Source organism: Paracidovorax sp. (assembly GCF_057642795.1).
The window spans coordinates 241391-264250 of the sequence record NZ_JBXYZY010000029.1 but is presented as its reverse complement, the minus strand read 5'-3'; the positions used below and the strand labels follow the sequence as shown (position 1 = coordinate 264250).

The 22860-nt window shown below is 68.8% G+C and carries 19 protein-coding genes; 12 read left to right on the top strand and 7 right to left on the bottom strand.

Going from position 1 to position 22860, the window contains the following annotated elements; genetic code table 11:
- The first annotated feature begins 163 nt into the window (after window positions 1–163).
- The gene (locus AC3A84_RS12380; protein ID WP_487969937.1) at window positions 164–3253 is read left to right on the top strand and encodes a putative bifunctional diguanylate cyclase/phosphodiesterase; all 3090 of its coding nucleotides are present in this window, start codon (window positions 164–166) and stop codon (window positions 3251–3253) included.
- A 15-nt stretch (window positions 3254–3268) separates the two neighbouring features.
- Here the strand turns inward: AC3A84_RS12380 and AC3A84_RS12375 are convergent, their stop codons facing one another.
- Window positions 3269–5254, bottom strand: coding sequence for a monovalent cation:proton antiporter family protein (locus AC3A84_RS12375; RefSeq protein ID WP_487969936.1), 1986 nt, complete (start codon window positions 5252–5254; stop codon window positions 3269–3271).
- 135 nt (window positions 5255–5389) lie between these two features.
- Here AC3A84_RS12375 and AC3A84_RS12370 point away from each other — a divergent pair, with 135 nt between their 5' ends.
- From AC3A84_RS12370 to AC3A84_RS12355, 4 genes are read left to right on the top strand one after another with little or no spacing between them, the layout of a single operon-like run.
- Complete coding sequence (locus AC3A84_RS12370) at window positions 5390–6391, top strand: KpsF/GutQ family sugar-phosphate isomerase (RefSeq protein ID WP_487969935.1); 1002 nt, start codon at window positions 5390–5392, stop codon at window positions 6389–6391.
- Window positions 6391–6978 carry a KdsC family phosphatase gene (locus AC3A84_RS12365; RefSeq protein WP_487969933.1) on the top strand — a complete coding sequence of 196 codons (588 nt, stop codon included), beginning with the start codon at window positions 6391–6393 and terminating at the stop codon, window positions 6976–6978. Before AC3A84_RS12370 ends, AC3A84_RS12365 begins: the two co-directional genes overlap by 1 nt.
- Window positions 6975–7613, top strand: coding sequence for an LPS export ABC transporter periplasmic protein LptC (lptC, locus tag AC3A84_RS12360; protein WP_487969931.1), 639 nt, complete (start codon window positions 6975–6977; stop codon window positions 7611–7613). The genes AC3A84_RS12365 and lptC overlap by 4 nt, the downstream gene beginning before the upstream one ends.
- Before the next feature lie 32 nt (window positions 7614–7645).
- A complete protein-coding gene (locus AC3A84_RS12355) occupies window positions 7646–8446 on the top strand; it encodes an SDR family oxidoreductase (protein WP_487969929.1) in 801 nt (266 codons plus the stop codon).
- A 92-nt stretch (window positions 8447–8538) separates the two neighbouring features.
- On the opposite strand, the gene rbp (AC3A84_RS12350) is transcribed toward AC3A84_RS12355, so the two are convergent.
- On the bottom strand, window positions 8539–9048 hold the full coding sequence (gene rbp / locus AC3A84_RS12350) for an RNA-binding regulator (protein WP_487969927.1): 510 nt from the start codon (window positions 9046–9048) through the stop codon (window positions 8539–8541).
- A 77-nt stretch (window positions 9049–9125) separates the two neighbouring features.
- Between rbp (AC3A84_RS12350) and AC3A84_RS12345 the strand changes: the two genes are divergently transcribed.
- On the top strand, window positions 9126–9263 hold the full coding sequence (locus AC3A84_RS12345; RefSeq protein ID WP_487969926.1) for a hypothetical protein: 138 nt from the start codon (window positions 9126–9128) through the stop codon (window positions 9261–9263).
- A gap of 78 nt (window positions 9264–9341) precedes the next feature.
- On the opposite strand, the gene rbp (AC3A84_RS12340) is transcribed toward AC3A84_RS12345, so the two are convergent.
- Window positions 9342–9743 (bottom strand): RNA-binding regulator, encoded by a 402-nt coding sequence (rbp, locus tag AC3A84_RS12340; RefSeq protein WP_487969924.1) that lies wholly within the window; start codon window positions 9741–9743, stop codon window positions 9342–9344.
- Window positions 9744–10236: 493 nt separating this feature from the next.
- Here rbp (AC3A84_RS12340) and AC3A84_RS12335 point away from each other — a divergent pair, with 493 nt between their 5' ends.
- The 4 genes from AC3A84_RS12335 (at window position 10237) to AC3A84_RS12320 (ending at window position 14982) form a co-directional block, all read left to right on the top strand.
- Window positions 10237–10803: a TMEM165/GDT1 family protein gene (locus AC3A84_RS12335; RefSeq protein WP_487969923.1), complete on the top strand. Its 567-nt coding sequence runs from the start codon at window positions 10237–10239 to the stop codon at window positions 10801–10803.
- Between the two features lie 147 nt (window positions 10804–10950).
- Complete coding sequence (metX, locus tag AC3A84_RS12330) at window positions 10951–12081, top strand: homoserine O-succinyltransferase MetX (RefSeq protein ID WP_487969922.1); 1131 nt, start codon at window positions 10951–10953, stop codon at window positions 12079–12081.
- The gene (metW, locus tag AC3A84_RS12325; protein WP_487969921.1) at window positions 12078–12662 is read left to right on the top strand and encodes a methionine biosynthesis protein MetW; all 585 of its coding nucleotides are present in this window, start codon (window positions 12078–12080) and stop codon (window positions 12660–12662) included. The genes metX and metW overlap by 4 nt, the downstream gene beginning before the upstream one ends.
- Window positions 12663–13152: 490 nt before the next feature.
- Window positions 13153–14982 (top strand): methyl-accepting chemotaxis protein, encoded by a 1830-nt coding sequence (locus AC3A84_RS12320; RefSeq protein WP_487969920.1) that lies wholly within the window; start codon window positions 13153–13155, stop codon window positions 14980–14982.
- A gap of 390 nt (window positions 14983–15372) precedes the next feature.
- Here AC3A84_RS12320 and eutC read toward each other — a convergent pair whose 3' ends face one another.
- The 3 genes from eutC to eat are packed head-to-tail and all read right to left on the bottom strand — an operon-like array spanning window position 15373 to window position 19112.
- Window positions 15373–16266, bottom strand: a complete 894-nt coding sequence (gene eutC / locus AC3A84_RS12315) for an ethanolamine ammonia-lyase subunit EutC (RefSeq protein WP_487969918.1) — start codon at window positions 16264–16266, stop codon at window positions 15373–15375.
- A 14-nt stretch (window positions 16267–16280) separates the two neighbouring features.
- Complete coding sequence (locus AC3A84_RS12310) at window positions 16281–17669, bottom strand: ethanolamine ammonia-lyase subunit EutB (protein WP_487969917.1); 1389 nt, start codon at window positions 17667–17669, stop codon at window positions 16281–16283.
- Between the two features lie 33 nt (window positions 17670–17702).
- On the bottom strand, window positions 17703–19112 hold the full coding sequence (gene eat / locus AC3A84_RS12305) for an ethanolamine permease (protein ID WP_487969916.1): 1410 nt from the start codon (window positions 19110–19112) through the stop codon (window positions 17703–17705).
- A 199-nt stretch (window positions 19113–19311) separates the two neighbouring features.
- Between eat and AC3A84_RS12300 the strand changes: the two genes are divergently transcribed.
- Window positions 19312–20364: a helix-turn-helix domain-containing protein gene (locus AC3A84_RS12300; protein ID WP_487969914.1), complete on the top strand. Its 1053-nt coding sequence runs from the start codon at window positions 19312–19314 to the stop codon at window positions 20362–20364.
- Between the two features lie 87 nt (window positions 20365–20451).
- On the top strand, window positions 20452–21960 hold the full coding sequence (locus AC3A84_RS12295; protein ID WP_487969913.1) for a M20 family metallopeptidase: 1509 nt from the start codon (window positions 20452–20454) through the stop codon (window positions 21958–21960).
- A gap of 92 nt (window positions 21961–22052) precedes the next feature.
- Here the strand turns inward: AC3A84_RS12295 and AC3A84_RS12290 are convergent, their stop codons facing one another.
- A complete protein-coding gene (locus tag AC3A84_RS12290; protein WP_487969912.1) occupies window positions 22053–22823 on the bottom strand; it encodes an SOS response-associated peptidase in 771 nt (256 codons plus the stop codon).
- Between the last annotated feature and the right edge of the window lie 37 nt (window positions 22824–22860).

Below are 22860 nucleotides of genomic sequence, written 5' to 3'. Positions count from 1 at the left end.
GAAAGGCTCAGGGGGGGCAAAGAGGACTGGTTGATGGACGGCAGGCGGGCCGCCAGTGTAAACAGGCCCATTGCCCATCGCATAATGACTGCTCAGGGCAGCTTGTAACGCTGCCTGGGCGCTGCATGGCCCTTTTTCTCCCTGCATGAAAGCTCGGCAATCCATGCCTGTCTCGGTACTGCTCGTCGATGGCGACTCTTCCCATTCTCAGGGCCTGGTGCGTGCCCTCGCCGACGCATGGCTGGGCTGGCGGGTGGATGTTGCACTCACGGTGGCTGACGCCTTGCAGCGGCTGGCGGCCGGCGGCATCGACGTCATCGTGGCGGCAGAGCAGCTCGTCGATGGCAGCGCCTTCGACGTGCTGGAGGTGGCGCAAGAGATTCCCGTGATCCTGGCCGTGCCCGAAAACGGAGCGGCCCGCGCCGCCAGAGCGCTGCGGCACGGCTTTCGCGACTTCATCGTGCGCGATGAGGAGCATGCCTACCTGCTGTCGCTGCCTGCGCAGATCGAGGAGGTGCTGGAGCAATCCTGCACCTTGCTGACGCGCGAAGCGTGCCAGACCCTCCAGGCGCGCCAGCACCGGCTGCTGAACGCCATGTCCCGCGCGCAGTCGCTGTTCATCGACGGCCAGGCGTGCGCCGCCTTCACGGTGCTGCTGCAGGAGCTTCTGACCCATACCTCCAGCCCATGCGGCTTTCTGGCCTGCGTGCGCTCGTCCGGCGAGGCGGACGCCGCTGCGCATGCCCGTCGCGACCTGCGCCTGCTGGCCCAGGCAGGCCAATGGCCGGACGGACGTGCTGCGCCTGATATGGGCGAGGAATGGACGGTGCTGGCGCCCGCCTGCCCGGCCGGCAGCGGATCGGCCGGAGTGCTGGCTCGTGCGCTGGTCAGCCGTTCCCTGGTCGTCCACAACCCGGGGGCTTCGGCGTGTCCATCCGAGGACTGGCCCGACGGCCGGTCGGTGACGGGCACCTGCTGCGCCCAGGCCCTGTGGGGGGGCGACGAGCCGGTCCTGCTGCTGCTGCTGGCCGGGCGCACGAGCGGCTACGCCGCCGAGCTGCCGCGTGCCCTGCAGCCTGTGCTGAGTACCCTGGTGCAGATGGCAATGGCGCAGCGTGCCCAGGCCGCGCGCCTGAGCGTTGAAGCGCAGCTGGCGCGCACCACGGCACTGCTGGTGGAAAAGACCCAGGTGCTGGAAAGCACGCTCGACTTCATGGACCAGGGCATCACCAACGTCAATGCCGAGGGACGCATCTGCGTCTTCAATCGCCGCTACCTCGAGCTGCTGGAGATGACCGAGGACTTCATGTCCCGCCAACCCAAGGTCGAGGAGGTCGTGCGCTACCAGGCTGCGCGCGGCGATTTCGGCTCCGATTTCGAGTATGTGGACGACCGCGGCAGAGACTACATGCGCCGCGAATATGCGGCCCAGGGCCTGCCGCTGCAGACGCCCGCCAGTTATGTGCGCCGCACGCACACGGGCCGCCATGTCGAGGTTCGAACGCGCCACTTGCCCGACGGCGGGCGCGTGCGCAGTTTCACCGACGTCACTGATTTCATCGCCACCCAGGAAGCCCTGCGCTCCAGCGAGGCGCGCTGGCGCAGCCTGACGCAGCTGTCTTCCGACTGGTACTGGGAGGTGGACTCCGACTTTCGCTTCGTGCGCGTGGAGGGTGCGAACCGCCTGCTCACCGGGCTGGAAGCGACCGACCTCATGGGCAAGACCCCATGGCAGCTGCCGGACTTCGGCATGTCGGAGGAAAGCTGGCAGGCGTATCGGGCCCGGTTGCTGGCCCGCGAGGTCTTCCATGACCTGGAAGTCCAATATGGCATGCCGGATGGATCGACCCTCTGGGTATGGGTCAGCGGCGAGCCGTTCTACAGTGCCGATGGCAGCTTCCTCGGCTACCGGGGTGTGGGCCGCAATGTTTCCGACCGCAAGCGCGCCGAAGCGGAGATCGAGCGACTGGCTTTCTTCGACGAGCTCACCGGGCTGCCCAACCGGCGCCTGCTGATGGATCGCATGGAGCGTGTCCTGGCCACAGGCGTGCGAACGGGTCAATACGGCGCACTGCTGTTCCTGGACCTGGACAACTTCAAGGGCATCAATGACACGCTGGGCCACGAATGGGGCGACCAACTGCTGCAGCAGGCGGCCCTGCGGCTGTCCGGCAGCGTGCGTGCCAGCGACACCGTGGCCCGCCTGGGCGGCGACGAGTTCGTGGTGGTGCTTGCCGGCCTGCCGGACAACGAGGCCAAGGCGGTCATCGAGGTTCGCGCCATCGGCCAGAAGCTGCTGGGCCGGTTGAACCAGCCCTATCTGCTGGATGGGCGCGAGATCCACAACACGGCCAGCGTCGGCACCGCGCTGTTCCACGGCCGCGAGGAAACCACGCACGACCTGCTCAAGCGCGCCGACCTGGCCATGTACCAGGCCAAGGCGCAGGGCCGCAATACGCTGTGCTTTTTCGACCCGCAGATGCAGGCCACCGCCAACGCGCGCTCGGCGCTGGAGGCGGATATCCGGCTCGGGCTGCAGCGGGCGGAGTTCCTGCCCCACTACCAGCCCGTGGTCGATGCCGACGGCCGCGTGCTGGGCGCCGAGGCACTGGTGCGCTGGCGCCATCCGCAGCGCGGCATGGTGCCGCCCTACGAATTCATTCAGGTGGCCGAACAGACTGGGCTCATCATGCCCCTGGGCCAGCTGATGCTGCGCACCGCCTGCCTGCAGCTGGCCGCGTGGTCGCAGCGGCCGGAGACCGCGGAGTGGACCGTGTCGGTCAACGTCAGCGCACACGAATTCCGCCATCCGGACTTCGTGCAGCAGGTGGCGGTCGCCCTGCAGGAAAGTGGCGCCAGCCCCCGGCGCCTGAAGATCGAGCTGACCGAGAGCCTGCTGCTGCACGACGTGGAGGATGCCATCGCCAAGATGCAGGAGCTGCGCACCCAGGGCGTGGGTTTTTCGCTGGACGACTTCGGCACGGGTTACTCATCGCTGGCCTATCTCAAGCGCCTGCCGCTGGACCAGCTCAAGATCGACCAGAGCTTCGTGCGCGACGTGCTCACCGACCCCAACGACGCCGCCATCGCCTGCACCATCGTCGCGCTGGCGAACAGCCTGGGGCTGGACGTGGTGGCCGAGGGCGTGGAGACGGAGGGCCAGCGCGAGTTCCTGCTGCGCAACGGCTGCCGCCGCTTCCAGGGCTATCTGTTCGGTCGGCCAGCGCCGGCCGAGCAGCTGCTGGCTGCGTAGGGAGGAGGGGGCACCTCAGCCGCGCAGCAGCCGGTCCTCGGCCAGGGCCAAGGCCGTGGGGTGGCCCGAGATCACCAGGGTGTCGCCCTCGGCCAGCAGGGCCTCGTCACTGGCAGCAGACATCTGGCCGTTGCCGTGCCGCAGGCTGACCACCTGCGCACCCACGGCGTGCAGTGCCAGCTGACCCAGTGCCTGGCCGAGCGATGCAGCATCGGGAGGCAGGGTGATGGAGGTCAGCCGCTCCTGGTCGCGCTCCGATGCCGTGTCGTCATCGGCGCCGTGGAAATAGCCGCGCAGCAGGTGGTAGCGCGCATCGCGCTGCTCCTGCACGCTGCGCAGCACGCGCCGCATGGGCACGCCCACCAGCGCCAGCGCATGGCTGGCCAGCATCAGCGAGCCTTCGATGGCTTCGGGCACCACTTCGGTGGCGCCGGCGGCCTGCAGGCGGTCCAGGTACTGATCGTCCTGCGTGCGCACCACCACCGGCACATGCGGCGCGTGGCTGCTGGTGTGGGCCAGCACCTTCAGCGTGGCGGGCAGGTCCAGGTAGGTGACGGCCACGGCGCTGGCGCGTGCCAGGCCGGCGGCCACCAGCGCCTGCAGCCGCGTGGCGTCGCCGTACACCACCGAATCGCCGCCGGCTGCGGCCTGCCGCACGCGGTCGGGGTCCAGGTCCAGTGCCAGGTAGGGAATGCCTTCGAGCTGCAGCATGCGCGCCAGGTTCTGCCCGCAGCGGCCGTAGCCGCAGATCAGCACGTGCCGGTCGGTGTTGATGGCCTTGCGCGCGATGGTCGTCATCTGCAGCGACTGCTGCAGCCAGTCGCTGGCCACCAGCTTCATCACGATGCGGTTGCTGTAGAGGATGAGAAAGGGCGTGGACAGCATCGACAGCACCATCGCCGCGAGAATGGGGTTCATCAGCGCGGGAGCTACCAAGCCGTGCTTCTGCGTGAGCGATAGCAGCACAAAGCCGAATTCGCCGGCCTGCGCCAGGTAGAGCCCGGTGCGCAGCGACACGCCGGTGGTGCTGCCCATGCTGCGTGCCAGCAGCAGGATGATGCCCATCTTCAGCAGCATGGGAACGGCCAGCAGCAGCAGCACCAGGGCCCAGCGATCCAGCAGGATGTGCCAGTCCAGCATCATCCCCACGGTGATGAAGAACAGGCCCAGGAGCACGTCGTGGAACGGGCGGATGTCCGTGCCCACCTGGTGGCGGTATTCGGTCTCGGACACCAGCACGCCCGCGATGAAGGCGCCCAGCGCCAGCGAGAGTCCCGCCAGATCGGTCATCCAGGCCAGCCCCAGCGTGATGAGCAGCAGGTTCAGCATGAACAGCTCGTCGCTCTTGCGCCGCGCCACCAGCGTGAGCCACCAGCGCATCACGCGCTGGCCTCCGGCCAGCAGCACGCCCACCAGCACGGTGGCCTTGAGTAGCGCCAGTCCCATTTCCACCATCAGCCGCTCGGGCGACGAGCCCAGCGCCGGAATCAGCACCAGCAGCGGCACCACGGCCAGATCCTGGAACAGCAGGATGCCCAGCACCCGCCGCCCGTGCTCGCTCTCCAGCTCGGCGCGCTCGGCCATCAGCTTGACGACGATCGCCGTGCTGCTCATGGCCAGCGTGCCCGACAGCGCCAGCGCGGTCTGCCAGCCCACGTCCCACACGCCGCCCGCCCAGCGCGCCAGCAGCAGCATGCCCACCATGGCCGCCGCCATGGTGCCCGCGACCTGCAGCAGACCCAGGCCGAACACGTAGCGGCGCATGGCGCGCAGCTTGGGCAGGCTGAATTCGAGCCCGATGGCGAACATGAGGAACACCACGCCGAATTCGCCCAGGTGCTTCACGACCGCCGAGTCCTGCGCCAGGGCCAGCGCATGCGGCCCGATCAGGATGCCCGCCGCCAGGTAGCCCAGCATGGGCGGCAGCTTCAGGCTGCGGCAGGCCACCACGCCCAGCACGGCGGCCAGCAGGTAGAGCAGAGTGAGCGCAAGCGATGACATCTTCCGATGCTAGCCGAGCGCCAGTGCCGCCCGGTAGCAGCCGGGCCCCGCCCGTCGGACGCCGCCGCCACGTGCCGGCGGGGCTATGACCCGTCCGTGTACGCCGGCCGGGGCCGGTCGATAGAATCGCTCGCCATGTCATCTGCTTCCGCTGCTCTGCCACCCTTCGACGCTGCCGAGGTCCTGCGCCTGGCCCGCGAGACCTTCGCCATCGAGGCCGCCGCGCTGGGTAGCCTCGCTGCGCGGTTGGGCGAGCCCTTCGTCGAGGCCGTGCGCCGCATGCTGGGCACCCCCGGCCGCATCGTCGTCATGGGCATGGGCAAGAGCGGCCACGTGGGCCGCAAGATCGCCGCCACGCTCGCATCCACCGGCACGCCCGCCTTCTTCGTGCACCCGGCCGAGGCCAGCCACGGCGACCTGGGCATGGTCACCCAGGGCGATCTGGTGCTGGGCATTTCCAACAGTGGCGAGAGCAACGAACTCACCGTGCTGCTGCCCGTGCTCAAGCGCCTGGGCGTGCCGCTCGTCGCCATGACCGGAGGGCTGCATTCCACTCTGGCGCGCCATGCCGACACGGTGCTGGATTGCGGTGTCGAGCGTGAGGCCTGCCCGCTCAACCTGGCACCCACCACCAGCACCACCGCGCAGCTCGCCATGGGTGATGCGCTGGCCGTGGCGCTGCTCGATGCGCGCGGCTTCCGGCCCGAGGACTTTGCCCGGTCCCACCCCGGCGGCGCGCTGGGCCGCAAGCTGCTGACCCATGTGAGCGACGTCATGCGCGCGGGCGATGAAGTGCCCCGCGTGGGTCCCGAGGCCACCTTCAGTGAACTCATGCGCGAGATGAGTGCCAAGCGCTTGGGGGCCTCCGCCATCGTCGATGGGGGTGGCCGCCTGCTGGGCATCTTCACCGACGGCGACCTGCGCCGCCGCATCGAGGCCGGTGCCGATCTGCGCACCGCCACCGCCGGCGAAGTCATGCATGCCGGCCCGCGCACCATCGCCGCCGATGCGTTGGCCGTGGACGCGGCCGCTGCCATGGAGCGCCACGGCATCACCAGCGTGCTCGTCACCGACACGGCCGGCGTGCTGGTCGGCGTGGTGCATATCGGCGACCTCATGCGCGCCAAGGTGATCTGATGGCCGACGACCGCATGGCCTTTTCGGCCCCCGACCTGCCTCCTCTGCGCCCGGCTCTTCAGCACCCGCCCGAGCTGCTGCTCCAGGCGCAGGGCGTGCGCGTGGCGTTCTTCGATGTCGATGGCGTGCTGACCGACGGTGGCCTCTACTTCTCCGAGTCGGGCGAGACCCTCAAGCGCTTCAACACCCTGGATGGCCACGGCATCAAACTGCTCCAGCGCGCCGGCATCGTGCCGGCCGTCATCACCGGCCGTGACGCGCCCGCTCTGCGCCTGCGCCTGAAGGCGCTGGGCGTGGAGCACGCCCGTTTTGGCACCGAAGACAAGCGCCCCGCTGCCGAAGCCATCCTGGCCGAGCTGGGCCTGGACTGGAGCCAGGCCGCCGCCATGGGCGACGACTGGCCCGACCTGCCCGTGATGCGCCGCGCTGCGCTGGCCTGTGCGCCTGCCGGCGGCCATATCGAGGCCCGTGCCGTGGCGCACCACGTCACCACGGCAGCGGCCGGCGCCGGCGCCGCGCGGGAATTCTGCGATCTGCTGCTGGTCGCCAGCGGCCGCTACGCCGCGCTGCTGGCGGACTACGCATGAGCGGCGTGCTGCTGCTGCTGCAACGCGTGCGGCTGGGCTGGGACCGGCTCTCCATCTACCTGCCCGTGGCGCTGATGTTCGTGCTGGCGCTGGGCACCTGGTGGCTGGTGCGCAACGCGCCCAAGCCACCCCAGGCGGAGCCGACCCGCGCGCCCGCACACGAGGTGGACTATTTCATGCGTGACCTCTCGGTCAAGAGCTTCGACGCCACGGGTCGCCTGGCCAGCGAGATGCGGGGCGACATGGCCCGCCACTACGTAGACACCGACACGCTGGAGGTGGACCGCATGCGCCTGCACGCGAGCACGCCTGAGGGCCGCGTGACCACCGCCTCGGCCAACAGGGCGTTGTCGAATGCCGACGGCTCGGAGGTCCAGCTCTTTGGCAATGCGATCGTCATCCGGGAGTCGCTGCCCCGCAGCGGCCGAGACGCTCTCCCGCGCCTGGAGTTCCGGGGCGAATTCCTGCAGGCTTGGGTCAATTCCGAGCGCGTGAAGTCCGATCTGCCCGTCACGCTCAAGCGCGGCGACGATGTATTCACGGCCGACAATCTGGACTACGACAACCTCGACCAGATCTTGCAGCTGCGCGGCCGGGTGCGCGGCACCTTCCAGCCCGCGCCCGCCGGGCGCTGACCACGCCGGCCCCCTTTCACGGAAACGATCGCATGGCGCCCTCCAGCTCCCTGGTCTTCATCACCGGCGCCTCCAGCGGCATCGGCCAGGCGCTGGCCTGGCGCTTTCACCAGGCCGGCTGGCGGCTGGCCTTGGTCGCGCGTCGCACGTCAGAGATCGAATCCTGGGCTAGCGCACATGGAATCAGCGCTGATGGCTATCAAATTTATAGTGCAGACGTGTCCGTGCCCGACAGCATCGCTGCCGCCGGCGCCGCCTGCCTTCAGGCCCAGGGTCTGCCGGACGTAGTCATCGCCAACGCCGGCATCAGCGTCGGCATGGACACGGCGCTGCGCGGCGATCTGGACGTGATGGCGCGGACCTTCGCCACCAACAACCTCGGCATGGCGGCCACCTTCCAGCCGTTCATCGCCGGCATGGCGCAGCGCGGCAGCGGCGCGCTCGTTGGCATCGGCAGCGTGGCCGGCATCCGCGGACTGCCCGGGCACGGGGCTTATTGCTCCAGCAAGGCTGCGGTCATCAGCTACTGCGAAAGCCTGCGTGGCGAACTGCGCCCATCGGGCGTGAAGGTGGTCACCCTCTGCCCGGGCTACATCGACACGCCGCTCACCCGGCAGAACCGCTACGCCATGCCGTTCCTGATGCAGCCGGAAGACTTCGCCGCCCGCGCGTTCGATGCGATCCGGGCGGGGGCCAGCTACCGTGTCATTCCCTGGCAGATGGGCGTCGTCGCCAAGCTCCTGCGCCTGCTGCCCAACGCCCTTTTCGACCGGGTGCTCGCCGGCCGCCCGCGCAAGCACCGCCAGGGCGAAGGGCGGGACTGTGGCAGGTAACGCACGCAGGTGCTGAAAAGCAAAAAGGCTCCCGAGGGAGCCTTTTTTGTGGGCCAGGCGCACTGGTGGCGTCTGCTATGGGAGGCGGTCGATCAGTAACCGCCGCCGTTGCCACCGCCGTAGCCACCGCCACCGCCGCTGCGGCCGCCGCCGTTGCGCGAGCCGGAGCCGTAGGGGCTGCGGAAACCGCCGTCACCCCGGCCGCCGCCGCCGAATCCACCGCCGCCACCGCCTTCACGGCTACCACCGTAGCCGCCTCCGCCACCGCCGTAACCACCGCCACCGCTGCGGCCACCGCCTCCAAATCCGCCACCACCACCGCCGCCAAATCCGCCGCTGCGCGGGGGGCGCGCTTCCATGGGGCGGGCCTCGTTTACCACGATGCTGCGGCCGCCGAGGGGCTGGCCGTTCATGCCGTGGATGGCGGCCTGTGCTTCGTCCTCGCTGCCCATCTCGACAAAGCCAAAGCCCTTGGAGCGGCCCGTGTCGCGCTCCATCATGACCTTGGCGCTGGTGACCGAGCCGAACTGGCTGAAGGCCTGTTCAAGGTCGCCATCACGCACGGAGTACGGCAGATTGCCGACGTACAGTTTGTTGCCCATTGAGGGACTCCTCAAAAACACATTGATAAAGCGATGGAGTCCCGGAAACGCAGCCAGTTAATCACGAGAGACGCCCTATGCGCGAAATGAAAGGATCACCGCAGACCTCGGCGCGGCAGCACCGCGCGAAACATTATGCGCCACAAGAACGTGGAAAAAGCAAGGCCTTTTTTCTTCGGCTTGAAATGCTGGGATGTGATGTGAAAAGCCCATGAAAAAAGGCCCTCGAGAGGGCCTTTTTTCAGATTGTGCGGAGCGCTGCAAAAGCGCATTCCGGCACGGCAAGCGCGTGCTTAGTAGCTGTTGCGGCCACCGCCGTAACCGCCGCCATTGCCGCCGCCGTAGCCGCCACCACCGTTGCCGCCGCCGAAGCCGCCGCTGCGGCCACCGCCGTAGCCGCCACCGCCATTGCCGCCGCCGAAGCCACCGCTGCGGGGGGGACGGGGTTCCATCGGACGGGCTTCGTTGACCACGAGGTCACGGCCGCCGAAGTTTTGGCCGTGCACGGCCTGGATGGCAGCCTGGGCTTCTGCGTCGCTGCCCATTTCGACAAAGCCGAAGCCCTTCGAACGGCCGGTGTCGCGTTCCATCATGACCTTGGCGCTGTTCACTGCGCCGAATTGGCTGAAGGTTTGCTCGAGGTCGCTATCGCGGAAGGAATAGGGCAGGTTGCCCACGTAAAGTTTGTTGCCCATGAAGGACTCCTACAAAAAACCATGAAAACGCGATGAGCCTTACGCAATCAACAAACCTGTGACGACTTCAAAGACGCGAAACCGACCAAACACCGCAGCTTGCATTCCTGCAAGGCAGAAAGGCAGGAACCATTATTAACCATAGTTTCGCCGGCGGTGGCAAACATTCAGCGCTCCCGCAACACTTTGCGTGCGTGTTTACCCGAATGAACGCAATGTCTTGGCTACAATCGCGCCAGTCTTTGGGGAGTAGCCCGCCTTCGGCGCCTTGCGGTGCCCAGGGAGCATGCATCAACAAACTTGGACCTTCTCGGTCTATGGTGCCTGCGGCGGTTGAGCGCGGCCCTGTGCCAGCCTTTGTTCAGGCTGTGCGGGGCGCTCACGGCACGACATGCTGGGCGAGACCATTGACTGCGCACCGTTCCATAGGCCGGAGACGGGGCGCAGTCAATGTCGTCTGTCGTATCTCCGGCCGGATAACGACCCCCGCCCCATGGAAGCCTTCTTTGTCTCCACCGCCATCGTCGCCCTCGCCGAGATGGGCGATAAAACCCAACTCCTCTCGCTGGTTCTCGCTGCACGGTTCCGCAAGCCCTGGCCGATCGTGCTGGGCATCTTCGTCTCCACCCTCGCCAACCATGCGCTGGCCGGTGCCGTCGGCGCGTGGGTGACCACCGTGGTGGGACCGAACGTGCTGCGCTGGGGGCTGGGCCTGTCGTTCATCGCCATGGCGGTGTGGATGCTGATTCCCGACAAGCTCGACGAGGACGATGCGGCCGCCACTCCGCGCTGGGGCGTCTTCGGCACCACGGTCGTGGCGTTCTTCCTGGCCGAGATGGGTGACAAGACCCAGGTGGCGACGGTGATGCTGGCCGCGCAGTACAGCGCCTATTTCGCCGTGGTGGCCGGCACCACGCTGGGCATGATGCTGGCCAACGCGCCGGTGGTCTGGCTGGGCGAGCGCATCACGCGGCGCGTGCCCATTCGTGCCGTGCATGTCGTCTCTGCGGTGATCTTCCTGGTGCTGGGCTTGCTGGCGCTGCTGCACCCCATGGGCTGACGCTGGGACGGTGCGAGGGCTTTGGTATAGTCTTCGCACGCGCCGATTTGCTACAGCTTGCGGGCGCTTTATAAATTCAGCTAAAGACCCGTCCGCGAAGTGGCACCCACCGACCCGGCCTCGTTTTTAGCGATGCCGGGTTTTTTCATGTCCTTCATCGCCACGCCCCAGTTCCTGAGCTTTCCCGAAGCGCTGCCCCTGAAGGGCGGCGGCTCATTGCGCGGCTACACGCTGGCCTACGAGACCTATGGCCATCTCAATGCGGACGGCTCCAACGCCGTGCTGGTCTGCCATGCGCTCAACGCCTCTCACCACGTGGCGGGTGTCTATGAAGGGCAGTCTCGCAGTGAGGGTTGGTGGGACAACATGATCGGTCCGGGCAAGCCGCTCGACACCAACCGTTTCTTTGTCATCGGCATCAACAACCTGGGCTCGTGCTTCGGCTCCACGGGGCCGATGCACCTCAACCCCGATACGGGGGAGGTCTATGGCGCAGACTTTCCCGTGGTCACGGTGGAGGATTGGGTGAACGCCCAGGCCCTGTTGCTCGACCGCCTGGGCATCGGCCAGCTGGCGGCCGTGCTGGGCGGCAGCTTAGGCGGCATGCAGGCGCTCTCGTGGACGCTGCAGTACCCCGACCGCGTGCGCCATGCCGTGGTGGTGGCCAGCGCCCCCAACCTCACGGCCGAGAACATCGCCTTCAACGAGGTGGCGCGCCGCGCCATCGTGACCGACCCGGACTTCCACGGCGGCCACTTCTACCGCCACGGCGTCGTGCCCAAGCGCGGCCTGCGCATCGCCCGCATGATCGGGCACATCACCTACCTGTCGGACGACGTGATGAACGAGAAGTTCGGCCGCCAGCTGCGCGAAGGGCTGGCGCCGCGCTACAGCACGCAGGACATCGAGTTCCAGATAGAGAGCTACCTGCGCTACCAGGGCGACAAGTTCAGCGACTACTTCGACGCCAACACCTACCTGCTCATCACTCGCGCGCTCGACTACTTCGACCCGGCGCTGGCGCATGGCGGCAACCTCACGCTGGCGCTGGCCCGTGCCACGGCGCGCTTCCTGCTGGTCAGCTTCACCACCGACTGGCGCTTCTCGCCCGCGCGCAGCCGTGAGATCGTCAAGGGTCTGCTCGACAACCGCCGCGACGTGAGTTACGCCGAGATCGACGCGCCCCATGGCCACGATGCCTTCCTGCTGGACGACGCCCGCTACCACGGCGTCATCGGCGCCTATTTCAACCGCATTGCCGAGGAGCTGGGCGCATGAGCGAACGCACCACCATGGACGCCATTGCCCGCCGGGTGCCGCACGGAGCGCGGGTGCTCGACCTGGGCTGCGGCGACGGCGCCTTGCTGGCCTATTTGCAGCGCGAGCGCGGCTGCACGGGCTACGGCGTGGAGATCGACGACGCCAACGTGCTGGCCTGCGTGCGGCGTGGCGTCAACGTCGTGCAGCTGAACCTCGAAGAGGGTCTGGCCATGTTCGGCGACAACGCCTTCGACGTGGTACTGCAGATCGACACCCTGCAGCATCTGCGCAATGCCGAGGTCATGCTGCGCGAGACCGCGCGCGTCGGCAAGAGCGGCATCGTCGCCTTCCCCAACTTCGCGCACTGGCCCAACCGGCTGTCGGTGCTGCGCGGGCGGATGCCCGTCACCCGGCGCCTGCCCTACCAGTGGTACGACACGCCCAACATCCGTGTGGGCACGTTCAAGGATTTCGAGGTGCTGGCCACACGCAACCGCCTGCGCATCCTCGACGCCTTCGGCCTGCAGAACGGTCGGGAGGTGCGCCGCCTGCCCAATGCACTGGCCGGCACGGCGGTGTTTCACTTCGAACACGACTGACGGCGGGGATGAGCGGCCCGCGGGCCGCCCGCTGCGCACCGCATTCGTCCGAACTGCGCTGCCGTGCCCGTGCGGCTACCGTGGCTCGCTGTGCCGGGCTTTGCGCTCGATGGTGAAGCACATAGGACGCGCTGACGCCAGGGGGTGGCATCGAGCCCCCCATTCACCCCTCTCTTTTTGGCGCTTTCAACCGATAACGGTTGCGGGGCGCTCGACACGCCCCTGCATCCGCAAACAAGTAATTACAAAAAACACAATTCAATAGCATGATTGAGCGCCTGTCCTTTTGGAGTATGAAAACTATGAGCCGTAAAACCCCCGGCCCCATGCATACCGGCGCATCGCGCGGTTCCGTGGCGCGTCGCATCACGCTGATGGCCATTGCCCTCCTGTCCGTCGTGCTGTTGGCGGTCAGCCTGGCCTGGCGGATATCACCACTCGCACGGCCCGCAGCCAGGCGGTCGAAGGGGTCAGCAATGGCATTGATGCCGTGAGCGCTTCGCTCGACGCCATGTACCAGGCCAACGTGGGAATGGTGCGCAGCAACGCAAGCTCGTTCGGGTCCAACTTCTCGAAAGTCATGCAGTTGGATGCCGCCAGCGGTGAACTGCGCAGCGACGGAACGCTGCTCAATGGCTCCAACGATCTGGTGGACAACTTCGCGCGGATGACCGGCGGCGTCGCGACCGTGTTTGCACGCAAGGGCGACGATTTCGTGCGCATCACCACGTCCCTGCAGGACGAGCGAGGCGCGCGCGCCGTGGGAACGGTGCTGGATCGCGCGAGCCCCGCCTACGCGAAGGTGATCAAGGGCGAGTCCTACATCGGTCGCACCACGCTCTTCGGGCGGCCCTATATGGCGAGTTACGAACCGCGCCTTGACGCGTCCGGCCAGATCGTCGGCCTGCTGTTCGTGGGCGCCGACCTGACCATCTTCCGCGAACAGATCCAGAAGCAGATCGCGGCCCTGCACTTCTTTGAGCACGGAGGCGGTTTCGTGATCGATCCTCGCTCGTCGCCGGACGAGGCGGTCTTCGTCGCTCACCCGAAGGAGAGCGGCAAGAAGGTGCTGCAAGCCTTTCCGCAGGCGCGGGCCTATCTGCAAGCGCTGCAGGACCAGCGGTTCATCGAGCCCGCACCGGCGCTGTTGCCCGAGCAGGGCGCGCACCCCTGGTCCGTGCGCAGCAAGACGCAATCCGGCTGGTGGGTGGTGGCTGAGGTCTCGGATGACGAGGCGCTGGCCGGCCAGCGCAGCGCGCTCCGGGTGGTGTGGGCCGTCATGGGCGGTGCGCTGGTGGTGCTGGGCGTGGGTCTCTTCCTGGTGCTGCGACGTGGCATCAGCCAGCCGCTGCGCGAGCTGACGCAGGCCGTCACCACGGTGGCCCAGGGGGACCTGACGCAGGCCTTCAATACGCAGCGGCAGGATGAGATGGGCACGCTCATCCGCGAGGTCGAAGGGCTGCGCCAGCGCTACGTGCAGATGCTGCAGCAGGTGCGCACTGCGGTGGACGGCATCACCAATGCCAGTGCCGAGATCGCCACCGGCAACCAGGATCTCTCGGGCCGCACCGAGTCCGCTGCGGCGAGCCTGGCCGGCACGGCGCAGAGCATGGAACAGTTTGCCGCCACGGTGAGGCAGTCGGCCGATGCGGCGCGCACGGCGCACCAGCTGGCCCATTCGGCGGGCCAGGTGGCCGAGCGCGGCGGGCAGGTGGTGGGTGAGGTGGTGGCCACCATGGGCGGCATCCAGGACTCCAGCCGCAAGATCGGCGACATCATCGGGGTGATCGACTCCATCGCTTTCCAGACCAATATCCTGGCGCTGAACGCGGCCGTGGAAGCCGCGCGTGCGGGTGAGCAGGGGCGAGGCTTTGCGGTGGTGGCGAGTGAAGTGCGGGCGCTGGCAGGCCGCTCGGCCGAGGCCGCGCGCGAGATCAAGGCGCTGATCGGTGCCTCGGTCCAGCAGGCCGAGGCCGGAGCGACGCGCGTGCAGGCCGCCGGCAGCACCATGGAGGAGATCCTCGGGTCGGTGCGCCGCGTGGGCGACATCGTTGGGGAGATCTCCGCTGCCACGGCGGAGCAGGCGAGCGGCATCGGCCAGGTGAATGGCTCGATCAATCAGCTCGACCAGATGACCCAGCAGAACGCCGCGCTGGTCGAGGAGTCGGCCGCCGCGGCCCAGAGCCTGCGCGACCAGGCCGCGCGGCTGGCCAAGGCGGTGGAGTTTTTCCGCCTGTCGGCCGGGCCGCAGCAGACGACTTCCGGGCCTGCGCCGGCACAGGTGGACAGCGCTGCGTCGCGCCCTGCGCTGCCGCAATAGCAAGGCTGCAAGGCTCCGAGGCCGCTTGGCGGCCCTGGATGCAGTCCTCGCTGGACTGGACATGCTCTGCGGTGCCCCGGATTGACCCTGGGGCCACGGCGGCAGTCATGGACTCATTGCTTCACGGTCCCACGCTGTCGTTTGTCGCCTTAGCAGCGTCCCTCGTGGTCGACTGGGCGCTGCTGATGGGGGACATCGGCCACTTCAAGCGCTTCAACGGCGACCTGGACCCCTCTCGCGGGCGACCGCTGGGGGGCCGATCGCCTGCGCCGATGCGGCCAGGTAGCGCGCCCAGCGTTCCGGACGCCGGCGCGAGGAATCGGCTGAACCGGAATGCACACGGGTAGTGGCCCGGGCGCAGTCCTGAGCCGCCCCGCGCACCCCGCACTGTCAGCGTGAACCGCCACCGTCCCCGCGAAGCAGTCCCTCCCCGGGCCGTGCCTGCGCCAGGGCCCATTCCGCATCGCTGTCGTCCTTGAGTGCGACGCCAGTCGCTCCCAGCCGCTGGGCCTGCCGCATCAGCCAGGCCAGCTTGAAGGCTGCGCTGGCGTAGCTCAGGCCTTCGGCGCGCACGTTGGAGATGCAGTTGCGCTCGGCATCGCTGCGCCCGCGCCGGGGCGCGTGGGTGAGGTAGATGCCCAGGCTGTCGGGGGAACTCAGGCCTGGCCGCTCGCCGATCAGCATGGCGCAGAGGCTCGCGCCCAGCAGCTCGCCCACTTCGTCGGCCACTGCCACGCGGGCCTGTCGCACGATCACGACCGGTGCCACGGTGGCATCGGCCGGCAGCAGTGGCGCCAGCGCCTGCAGCAGCGGCACGGCGTGGCGCTGCACGGCCAGCGACGAAAGCCCGTCCCCCACCACCACGCACAGCGTGGGCTTCGGGCCTGCGGCCTGCGCGGCCTGCGTCTGCAGCGCCAGGGCGTCTTCGGGGTGCAGCTGGCGGCCCAGGTCGGGGCGGCGCAGATAGGTGGCGCGGTCGTCGGCGCGGCTGCGGGCCTGCAGCACCGCGTGGCCTGCGTTGCGCAGCGCGTCGGCCAGGGCCTCGGCATCCAGCGGCGCATGGATGGCGTCGCGCGCCATGGCGTGCGCCCAACCGAAGCGCAGCGCCTCGTCGGTGGGAATGGCCACGCCGGCACGGCCGAGGGCGATGCGTGCCGGGGTGGCCTGGCGCCAGCCCTGCCAGGGCATGGCGGTGACGGCGGACGGCGTGGCGGTGTCCGGGGCTGTCGGCAGGGCGGCGGGCGCTGCGGCGGGCTCTCGGGCTTTGTCGTTGGAATTGTCCATGTCGTTCGCCGCACTCAAGGGGCTGGCGTGCCCAGCACGCGCGCCAGCGCCAGCGGCGCGGCGCCGTCGCGCAGCCGGCCCTGGGCCGTGGTCAGGCCCTGGCGTTGCAGCCAGGCCTCGAATTCGGGCGCGCGCTGCAGGCCCAGCGTGTCGCGCAGGAAGAGCGCGTCGTGGAACGAGGTGCTCTGGTAGTTCAGCATGATGTCGTCCGCCCCCGGCACGCCGATGAGGAAGTTCAGCCCGGCCGTGGCCAGCAGCACCAGCAGCGTGTCCATGTCGTCCTGGTCGGCCTCGGCATGGTTGGTGTAGCAGATGTCGCAGCCCATGGGCAGGCCCATCAGCTTGCCGCAGAAGTGGTCTTCCAGCCCGGCGCGGATGATCTGCTTGCCGTCGTAGAGGTATTCGGGGCCGATGAAGCCCACCACCGTGTTCACGAGTAGCGGGTGGTAGCGGCGCGCCAGCGCATAGGCGCGCACCTCGCAGGTCTGCTGGTCCACGCCGTGGTGGCCGCCGGCCGAAAGCGCGCTGCCCTGGCCGGTCTCGAAATACATGACGTTGTCGCCCACGGTGCCGCGCCGCAGCTGCAGGGCGGCGTCGTAGGCTTCGTCGAGCACGGAGATGCTCACGCCGAAGCCGCTGTTGGTCTTCTCGGTGCCGCCGATGGACTGGAACACCAGATCCACCGGCACGCCCGCGTTCATGAGCTGCAGCGTGTTGGTGACGTGGGTCAGCACGCAGGCCTGGGTGGGGATCTCCAGGCCCTGGATCAGCGTGTCGAACATGCGGCACAGGCCTTCGAGCGTGGCCATGCTGTCGGAGACCGGGTTGATGCCGATCACCGCATCGCCCGCGCCCAGCATCAGTCCGTCCAGCACCGAGGCGGCCACGCCGCGCAGGTCGTCGGTGGGATGGTTGGGCTGCAGCCGCACGCCGATGCGGCCGGCCAGGCCCTGCGTGTTGCGAAAGCGCGTGACCACGCGGCACTTGCGCGCCACGGCGATCAGGTCCTGGTTGCGCATGATCTTGCTCACGGCCGACACCATCTCGGGCGTGAGCCCGGGCGCGAGCGCGGCCAGCGCCTCGGGCGTCGCGGCGTCGCCCAGCAGCCAGTTGCGCCAGTCGCCCACCGTCATGTGGCGGATGGGCGCGAAGGCCGCGGCGTCGTGGCCGTCGATGACGAGGCGGGTGATGGCGTCGTCCTCGTAGGGCACCAGCGCTTCGTTCAGGAAGGTGGTGAGCGGCAGATCGGCCAGCACGTGGCGCGCCGCCATGCGCTGCTGCGCGGTGGCCGCGCCCACGCCGGCCAGGTAGTCGCCCGAGCGGGCCGGGCTGGCATGGGCCATCACCTGGCGCAGGTCGTCGAAGGCATGGCCCTGGCCGCCCAGGGTGGTGTGGTAGCGCATGGCGGGCTCTTCTGTCGCAGGCTCGTGTTCGGGTCAGGGGGTGGCGGCGTCCAGCATCGCGTCGGGTGCGGCTTCGGCGCGGCGGCCGGCGGTGCGGGCGTAGTAGGCCCAGGCCAGCGCCATCAGTGCGAGGAAGATGCCTGCCAGCACCGTGTTGAACCACACCATGGCGATCAGGCAGACCACGCCCAGCGCCAGCGCCAGCATGGGGAAGAAGGGGTAGAGCGGCGCGCGGTAGGGGCGGTGCATCGCAGGCTCGGTACGGCGCAGGCGCAGCAGCGCGGCCATGGAGACGATGTACATCACGATGGCGCCGAAGACCGCCATGGTGACGATGTTGGCGGTGAGCGTCTGGCCGCCGAACTGGACCCATTCGTCGCTGAAGATCGCGGCCACGCCGATGGCGCCGCCGGCCAGCAGGGCGCGGTGGGGCGTGTTGAAGCGCGGGCTGAGTTCAGCGAAGGCGCGGGGCAGGTAGCCGGCGCGAGCCAGCGCGAAGATCTGGCGCGAATAGCCCATGATGATCCCGTGGAACGAGGCCACCAGTCCGAAGAGGCCGATCCAGACCATCATGTGCAGCCAGCCGCTGTTGGCGCCCACCAGCGCCTTCATGGCCTGGGGCAGCGGGTCGTTGATGTTGGCCAGCGTGCGCCAGTCGGTCACGCCGCCGGCCATGATCATCACGCCGAAGGCCAGCGCCACCAGCGTGAGGATGCCGGCGATGTAGGCGCGGGGAATGGTGCGCTGCGGGTCGCGCGCCTCTTCGGCCGCCATGGCCGCGCCCTCGATCGCCAGGAAGAACCAGATGGCGAACGGGATCGAGGCGAAGATGCCGGCCACCGTGGCGCCGCTGAAGCTGTCGCTACCGGCCCAGCCCAGATTGGCGAACTGCGCCCACGACCAGCCGGGGCTGACCACGCCCATGAACACCAGCAGCTCGAAGATGGCCAGCAGCGTGACCACCAGCTCGAACGTGGCGGCAATGCCCACGCCCACCCAGTTCAGCCCGATGAACACCGCATAGGCGCCGAGCGCGATGTACTTGGCGTTGATGGCCGGAAACTGCACGTTCAGGTAGGCGCCGATGGCCAGCGCAATGGCCGGTGGCGCGAAGACGAATTCCACCAGCGTGGCGTAGCCCGCGATGAAGCCGCCCGCCGGCCCGAACGCGCGGCGCGCATAGGCGAAGGGGCCGCCCGCGTGCGGGATGGCGGTGGTGAGTTCGGTGAAGCTGAAGATGAAGCTGGTGTACATGGCCGCCACCAGCACGGTGGCGACCAGAAAGCCCAGCGTGCCGGCCGTGGCCCAGCCGTAGCTCCAGCCGAAGTATTCGCCGGAGATGACCAGCCCGACGGCGATGCCCCAGAGCTGGAAGGTGCCCAGTACCTTCTTCAGGTGCGGTGCGTGGGCCGTGGGAGCGGATGTGGGTGCCGATGTGTGCATGGGAAACGACCTTGCTGCGTTGAAAGGTGCGATGGGAAGAATTCCTGCCTATTGCATCAACGCGGAGCCGGCCTTGCCTATCCCGATTGGGCAAAGTGGCTGGCAGCGGGTTTTTTTTCCGATCCGGGATAGTGCCCTAGGGGTTTGCGCTGGGTATCTGGCGTCTTTCTTGCATCAAATTCGCCATTCCACCCACCGAATGCCCCACGACATGGCCGCCGCGCATCCTTTCCGCACTGCCTCGGTGCCCCCTGGTCCGGGCCCGCTGCGCTGGCGGGTGCGCGAGAGCGACGACGTGGATGAGCATGCCGACCAGATCTCGGACTGGTCGCAGCAGTACGACCAGCTGCGCGGCGGCCGGTTCGCCGGGCGCGTGCGCGAACTCTGGATGGGCGATCTGCGCCTGCAGGTCTTTCACGAGCACACCTCCCAGCCCACCAGCCAGCAATGCGCACCCTGGCAGGGCTCGGTCTGGTTCGGGCTGCCCGACGGCCGCAGCGCGCAGCCGCTGCACTTCTGCGGGCGCGAGCGGCGCACCGATGCGCAGCGCTTCGTGCTGCGGGCACGGGCCAGCGATGGCTTCACGCTGCGCACGCCGGAAGACTTCGGCATCTATGGCGTGGTCATGGACCAGGAATGGCTGCGCGCCCAGGCCGACGCGATGGAGCTGCGCGGCGCGGCCGCGCTGCTGGCCAGCCCGGCGCACGCCGTTCCGCTGGAAAACGCGAGCCACGCGGCCCTGTGCGCCACCATCGAATCGCTGCTGCGCCTGGGCGAAGACGACGCACCTGAGCCTGCCGGCACGGCCCGGCACGCGGCGCTGGCGCGGCAGCTGCTCGGCCTGCTGTGCGGCGACGCGCCCGCGGTGCTGGCCGATGCCGCCGCGCCCCAGGGCACGGCGCAGCGCCGCTTCGCCCTGGTGATGGCCGCACGTGCGTGGGCCAGCCAGCCGTGCGAGGGCGAAGAGGCCCGCGACGTGCCGGCGCTGTGCGAATACCTGCACGTCACCCGGCGCACGCTGCAGAACCATTTCCATGCCGTGCTGGGCCAGCCGCCGGCCGATTTCCTCAAGGCCGTGCGCCTGAACGCCTGCCGCCGCGCCCTGCGCGCCGCCGCACCGGGCGACACGGTGCAGGAAGTGGCGGCCCGCTGGGGCTTCTTCCATATGGGCCATTTCTCGCAGGACTACAAATCCCTGTTCGGCGAAGCGCCTTCGCAGACCCTGCGCCAGCGCGTGGTGCGGGCGCAGTAGCACAATCGGCTCCTTGGCGTGGCGCTCGGGCTGGCACCCGGCCGTCGGGGTTGCCAGTGCCCACGCCCCCGCACGAAAGAGCCGCCCATGAACGCCCGCATTCCCGCTTCCGCCTTCCAGCCGCAAGAGGCCCTCTCCCAGCTCAGCCAGCGCTGGGACGAAGGCATCCTGCCCCAGCTGACCGAATACATCGCCATTCCCGCCAAGTCGCCCGGCTTCGCGCCCGACTGGGAGCAGCAGGGCCTGCTCGACCGCGTGCTGCGCAATGCCGCCCAGTGGGTGGAGGCGCAGAAGGTGCCCGGCCTGAAGCTGGAGATCGTGCGCCTGCCCGGCCGCACGCCGGTGCTCTTCTTCGAGGTGGACGGCACCCAGCCGCAGGCCGCCAGCGGCCCCACGGTGCTGATGTACGGCCACCTCGACAAGCAACCCGAATTCGACGGCTGGCGCAGCGACCTGGGCCCGTGGACGCCGAAGTACGAGGACGGCAAGCTCTACGGCCGGGGCAGCGCGGACGACGGCTACGCCGTCTATGCCAGCATTGCCGCCGTGCAGGAGCTCAAGCGCCAGAACGTGCCGCACCCGCGCATCGTGGGCCTGATCGAGACCTGCGAGGAAAGCGGCTCGCGCGACCTGCTGCCCTACATCGACCAGCTGCGCCCGCGTCTGGGCGAGGTGGCGCTGGTGATCTGCCTGGACTCGGGCGCCGGCAACTACGACCAGCTCTGGCTCACCACCAGCCTGCGCGGCATGGCCAGCGGCACGCTGAAGGTGGAGATCCTCACCGAGGGCGTGCATTCGGGCGACGCCTCGGGCCTGGTGCCGTCGTCGTTCCGCATCATGCGGCAGGTGCTCGACCGGCTGGAAGACTCCGCCACCGGCCGCCTGCTGCCCGCGAGCTTCCACTGCAACGTGCCGGCCGAGCGGATGGCCCAGGCGCGCGCCACCGCCGCCATCCTGGGCGACGAGATCTACCGGCGCTTCCCGTGGGCGCACTACGACTGCGGCGGCTCCACCACCTTCGCGCTGCCCACGACGACCGAGCCGGTCGATGCGCTGCTCAGGCGCACCTGGGAGCCCACGCTCAGCGTCACCGGCGCCGAGGGCTTCCCGGCGCTGCAGGACGCGGGCAACGTGCTGCGGCCCTACACCGCCTTCAAGCTCAGCCTGCGCCTGCCGCCGCTGGTGGATGCCGCCCGCTGCGTGCAGGAGATGAAGGCGCTGCTGGAAGACAACGCGCCCTACCAGGCCCGGGTGACCTTCGAATCCGCGGGCGCCGCCACCGGCTGGAACGCGCCCGACACGGCGCCGTGGTTCGAGCGCGCCCTCAACGCCGCGAGCACGGCCCAGTTCGGCGCCTCCTGCGGCTACATCGGCCAGGGCGGCACGATCCCGCTCATGAACCTGCTGAGCCAGGGCTTCCCCAAGGCGCAGATGATGGTCTGCGGCGTGCTTGGCCCCAAGAGCAACGCCCACGGGCCGAACGAATTCCTGCATGTGCCCTACGCCAAGAAGCTCACCGCCGCCGTGGCGCAGGTCATCGCCAGCCTGCCGCCGGCGGGTGGGGCCGAGGCTGAGGCCGAACCGGCCGTAGCCTGAAGTTTCAGGCTCCCATAGCCCGCAGCGCTTGTCCATCAAGTGCTGGCAGCTATTAATAAGATAGCAATCGCCGGCCCGCTGCCTGTGCCCGCTCAGTCCAGCCAGCCCTTGGGCCGCTTGTCCGCCTTGGTTTCCACCGGGTTGGCGGTGAGCGACTGCGCCGGGTAGGCGCGCATGAACTCCGCCGCCTTGGCCACCGGAGCCGTCAGCCAGGCGGCCTGCGCGCCTTCGCTCAGAATGGCCGGCATGCGCTTTTCGCTGCCCGGCTGGCCGTAGCGATGCAGCAGCGCGTGGCTGTTGGCGTTCACTGTGAGCAGGGTGAAGCTCTCCAGCGTCTCGCCCTCGGGCCCCGTCCAGCAGGCCCAGAGGCCTGCCACGCCCATGGGCGCGCCGTCGATGCGCGCGATCCGCGTGGCCAGCGGCTTGCCGCCGCCGCGCAGGTCGTCCACGTAGAAGGCCTGCATGGGCACGATGCAGCGCTGGCCGCGCAGCCAGGCATCGCGGAACGGCGTGGAGGTGGTGACGGTCTCCGAGCGCGCATTCACCAGCTTGGGCGCGCGCAGGCGCCCGTCGGAGGCGGACTTCACCCAGTGCGGCACCAGGCCCCATTGCACAAGCAGCAGTTCGCGTGCGGCAGGGGCAGCGTCTGACCCATCCGGGGCGGGACCGGCATCGGCCGGATCGGCTTGTGCTGCCTCGGCTGAAGCGGTCTCTGGGGTTGCAGGGGCGGCAGGGGCCAGCCGGACGATGTAGCCGGGCTGGCGCGGCTTGATGCGGCGCTCCCCCAGTGCGTGGGGGGCGGGGGTCTTGAAGACGTCGGCGTAGGCGTCGGGAGAGGAGAGGGCTTCGTAGCGGAGCGTCATGCGCGGATGGTATCCCGCAGCGGGCCTGGGCTGCACC

Coding starts and splice junctions, on each gene's coding strand:
- rbp (WP_487969924.1), bottom strand. CDS start 9,743: ATGGGCAACAAACTTTACGTGGGCAACCTGCCCTATTCCTTCCGCGAT.
- AC3A84_RS12335 (WP_487969923.1), top strand. CDS start 10,237: ATGGAAGCCTTCTTTGTCTCCACCGCCATCGTCGCCCTCGCCGAGATG.
- eutC (WP_487969918.1), bottom strand. CDS start 16,266: ATGGACAATTCCAACGACAAAGCCCGAGAGCCCGCCGCAGCGCCCGCC.
- eat (WP_487969916.1), bottom strand. CDS start 19,112: ATGCACACATCGGCACCCACATCCGCTCCCACGGCCCACGCACCGCAC.
- rbp (WP_487969927.1), bottom strand. CDS start 9,048: ATGGGCAACAAACTGTACGTCGGCAATCTGCCGTACTCCGTGCGTGAT.
- AC3A84_RS12310 (WP_487969917.1), bottom strand. CDS start 17,669: ATGCGCTACCACACCACCCTGGGCGGCCAGGGCCATGCCTTCGACGAC.
- lptC (WP_487969931.1), top strand. CDS start 6,975: ATGAGCGGCGTGCTGCTGCTGCTGCAACGCGTGCGGCTGGGCTGGGAC.
- AC3A84_RS12290 (WP_487969912.1), bottom strand. CDS start 22,823: ATGACGCTCCGCTACGAAGCCCTCTCCTCTCCCGACGCCTACGCCGAC.
- AC3A84_RS12370 (WP_487969935.1), top strand. CDS start 5,390: ATGTCATCTGCTTCCGCTGCTCTGCCACCCTTCGACGCTGCCGAGGTC.
- metW (WP_487969921.1), top strand. CDS start 12,078: ATGAGCGAACGCACCACCATGGACGCCATTGCCCGCCGGGTGCCGCAC.
- metX (WP_487969922.1), top strand. CDS start 10,951: ATGTCCTTCATCGCCACGCCCCAGTTCCTGAGCTTTCCCGAAGCGCTG.
- AC3A84_RS12365 (WP_487969933.1), top strand. CDS start 6,391: ATGGCCGACGACCGCATGGCCTTTTCGGCCCCCGACCTGCCTCCTCTG.
- AC3A84_RS12295 (WP_487969913.1), top strand. CDS start 20,452: ATGAACGCCCGCATTCCCGCTTCCGCCTTCCAGCCGCAAGAGGCCCTC.
- AC3A84_RS12355 (WP_487969929.1), top strand. CDS start 7,646: ATGGCGCCCTCCAGCTCCCTGGTCTTCATCACCGGCGCCTCCAGCGGC.
- AC3A84_RS12380 (WP_487969937.1), top strand. CDS start 164: ATGCCTGTCTCGGTACTGCTCGTCGATGGCGACTCTTCCCATTCTCAG.
- AC3A84_RS12345 (WP_487969926.1), top strand. CDS start 9,126: ATGCGCGAAATGAAAGGATCACCGCAGACCTCGGCGCGGCAGCACCGC.
- AC3A84_RS12375 (WP_487969936.1), bottom strand. CDS start 5,254: ATGTCATCGCTTGCGCTCACTCTGCTCTACCTGCTGGCCGCCGTGCTG.
- AC3A84_RS12300 (WP_487969914.1), top strand. CDS start 19,312: ATGCCCCACGACATGGCCGCCGCGCATCCTTTCCGCACTGCCTCGGTG.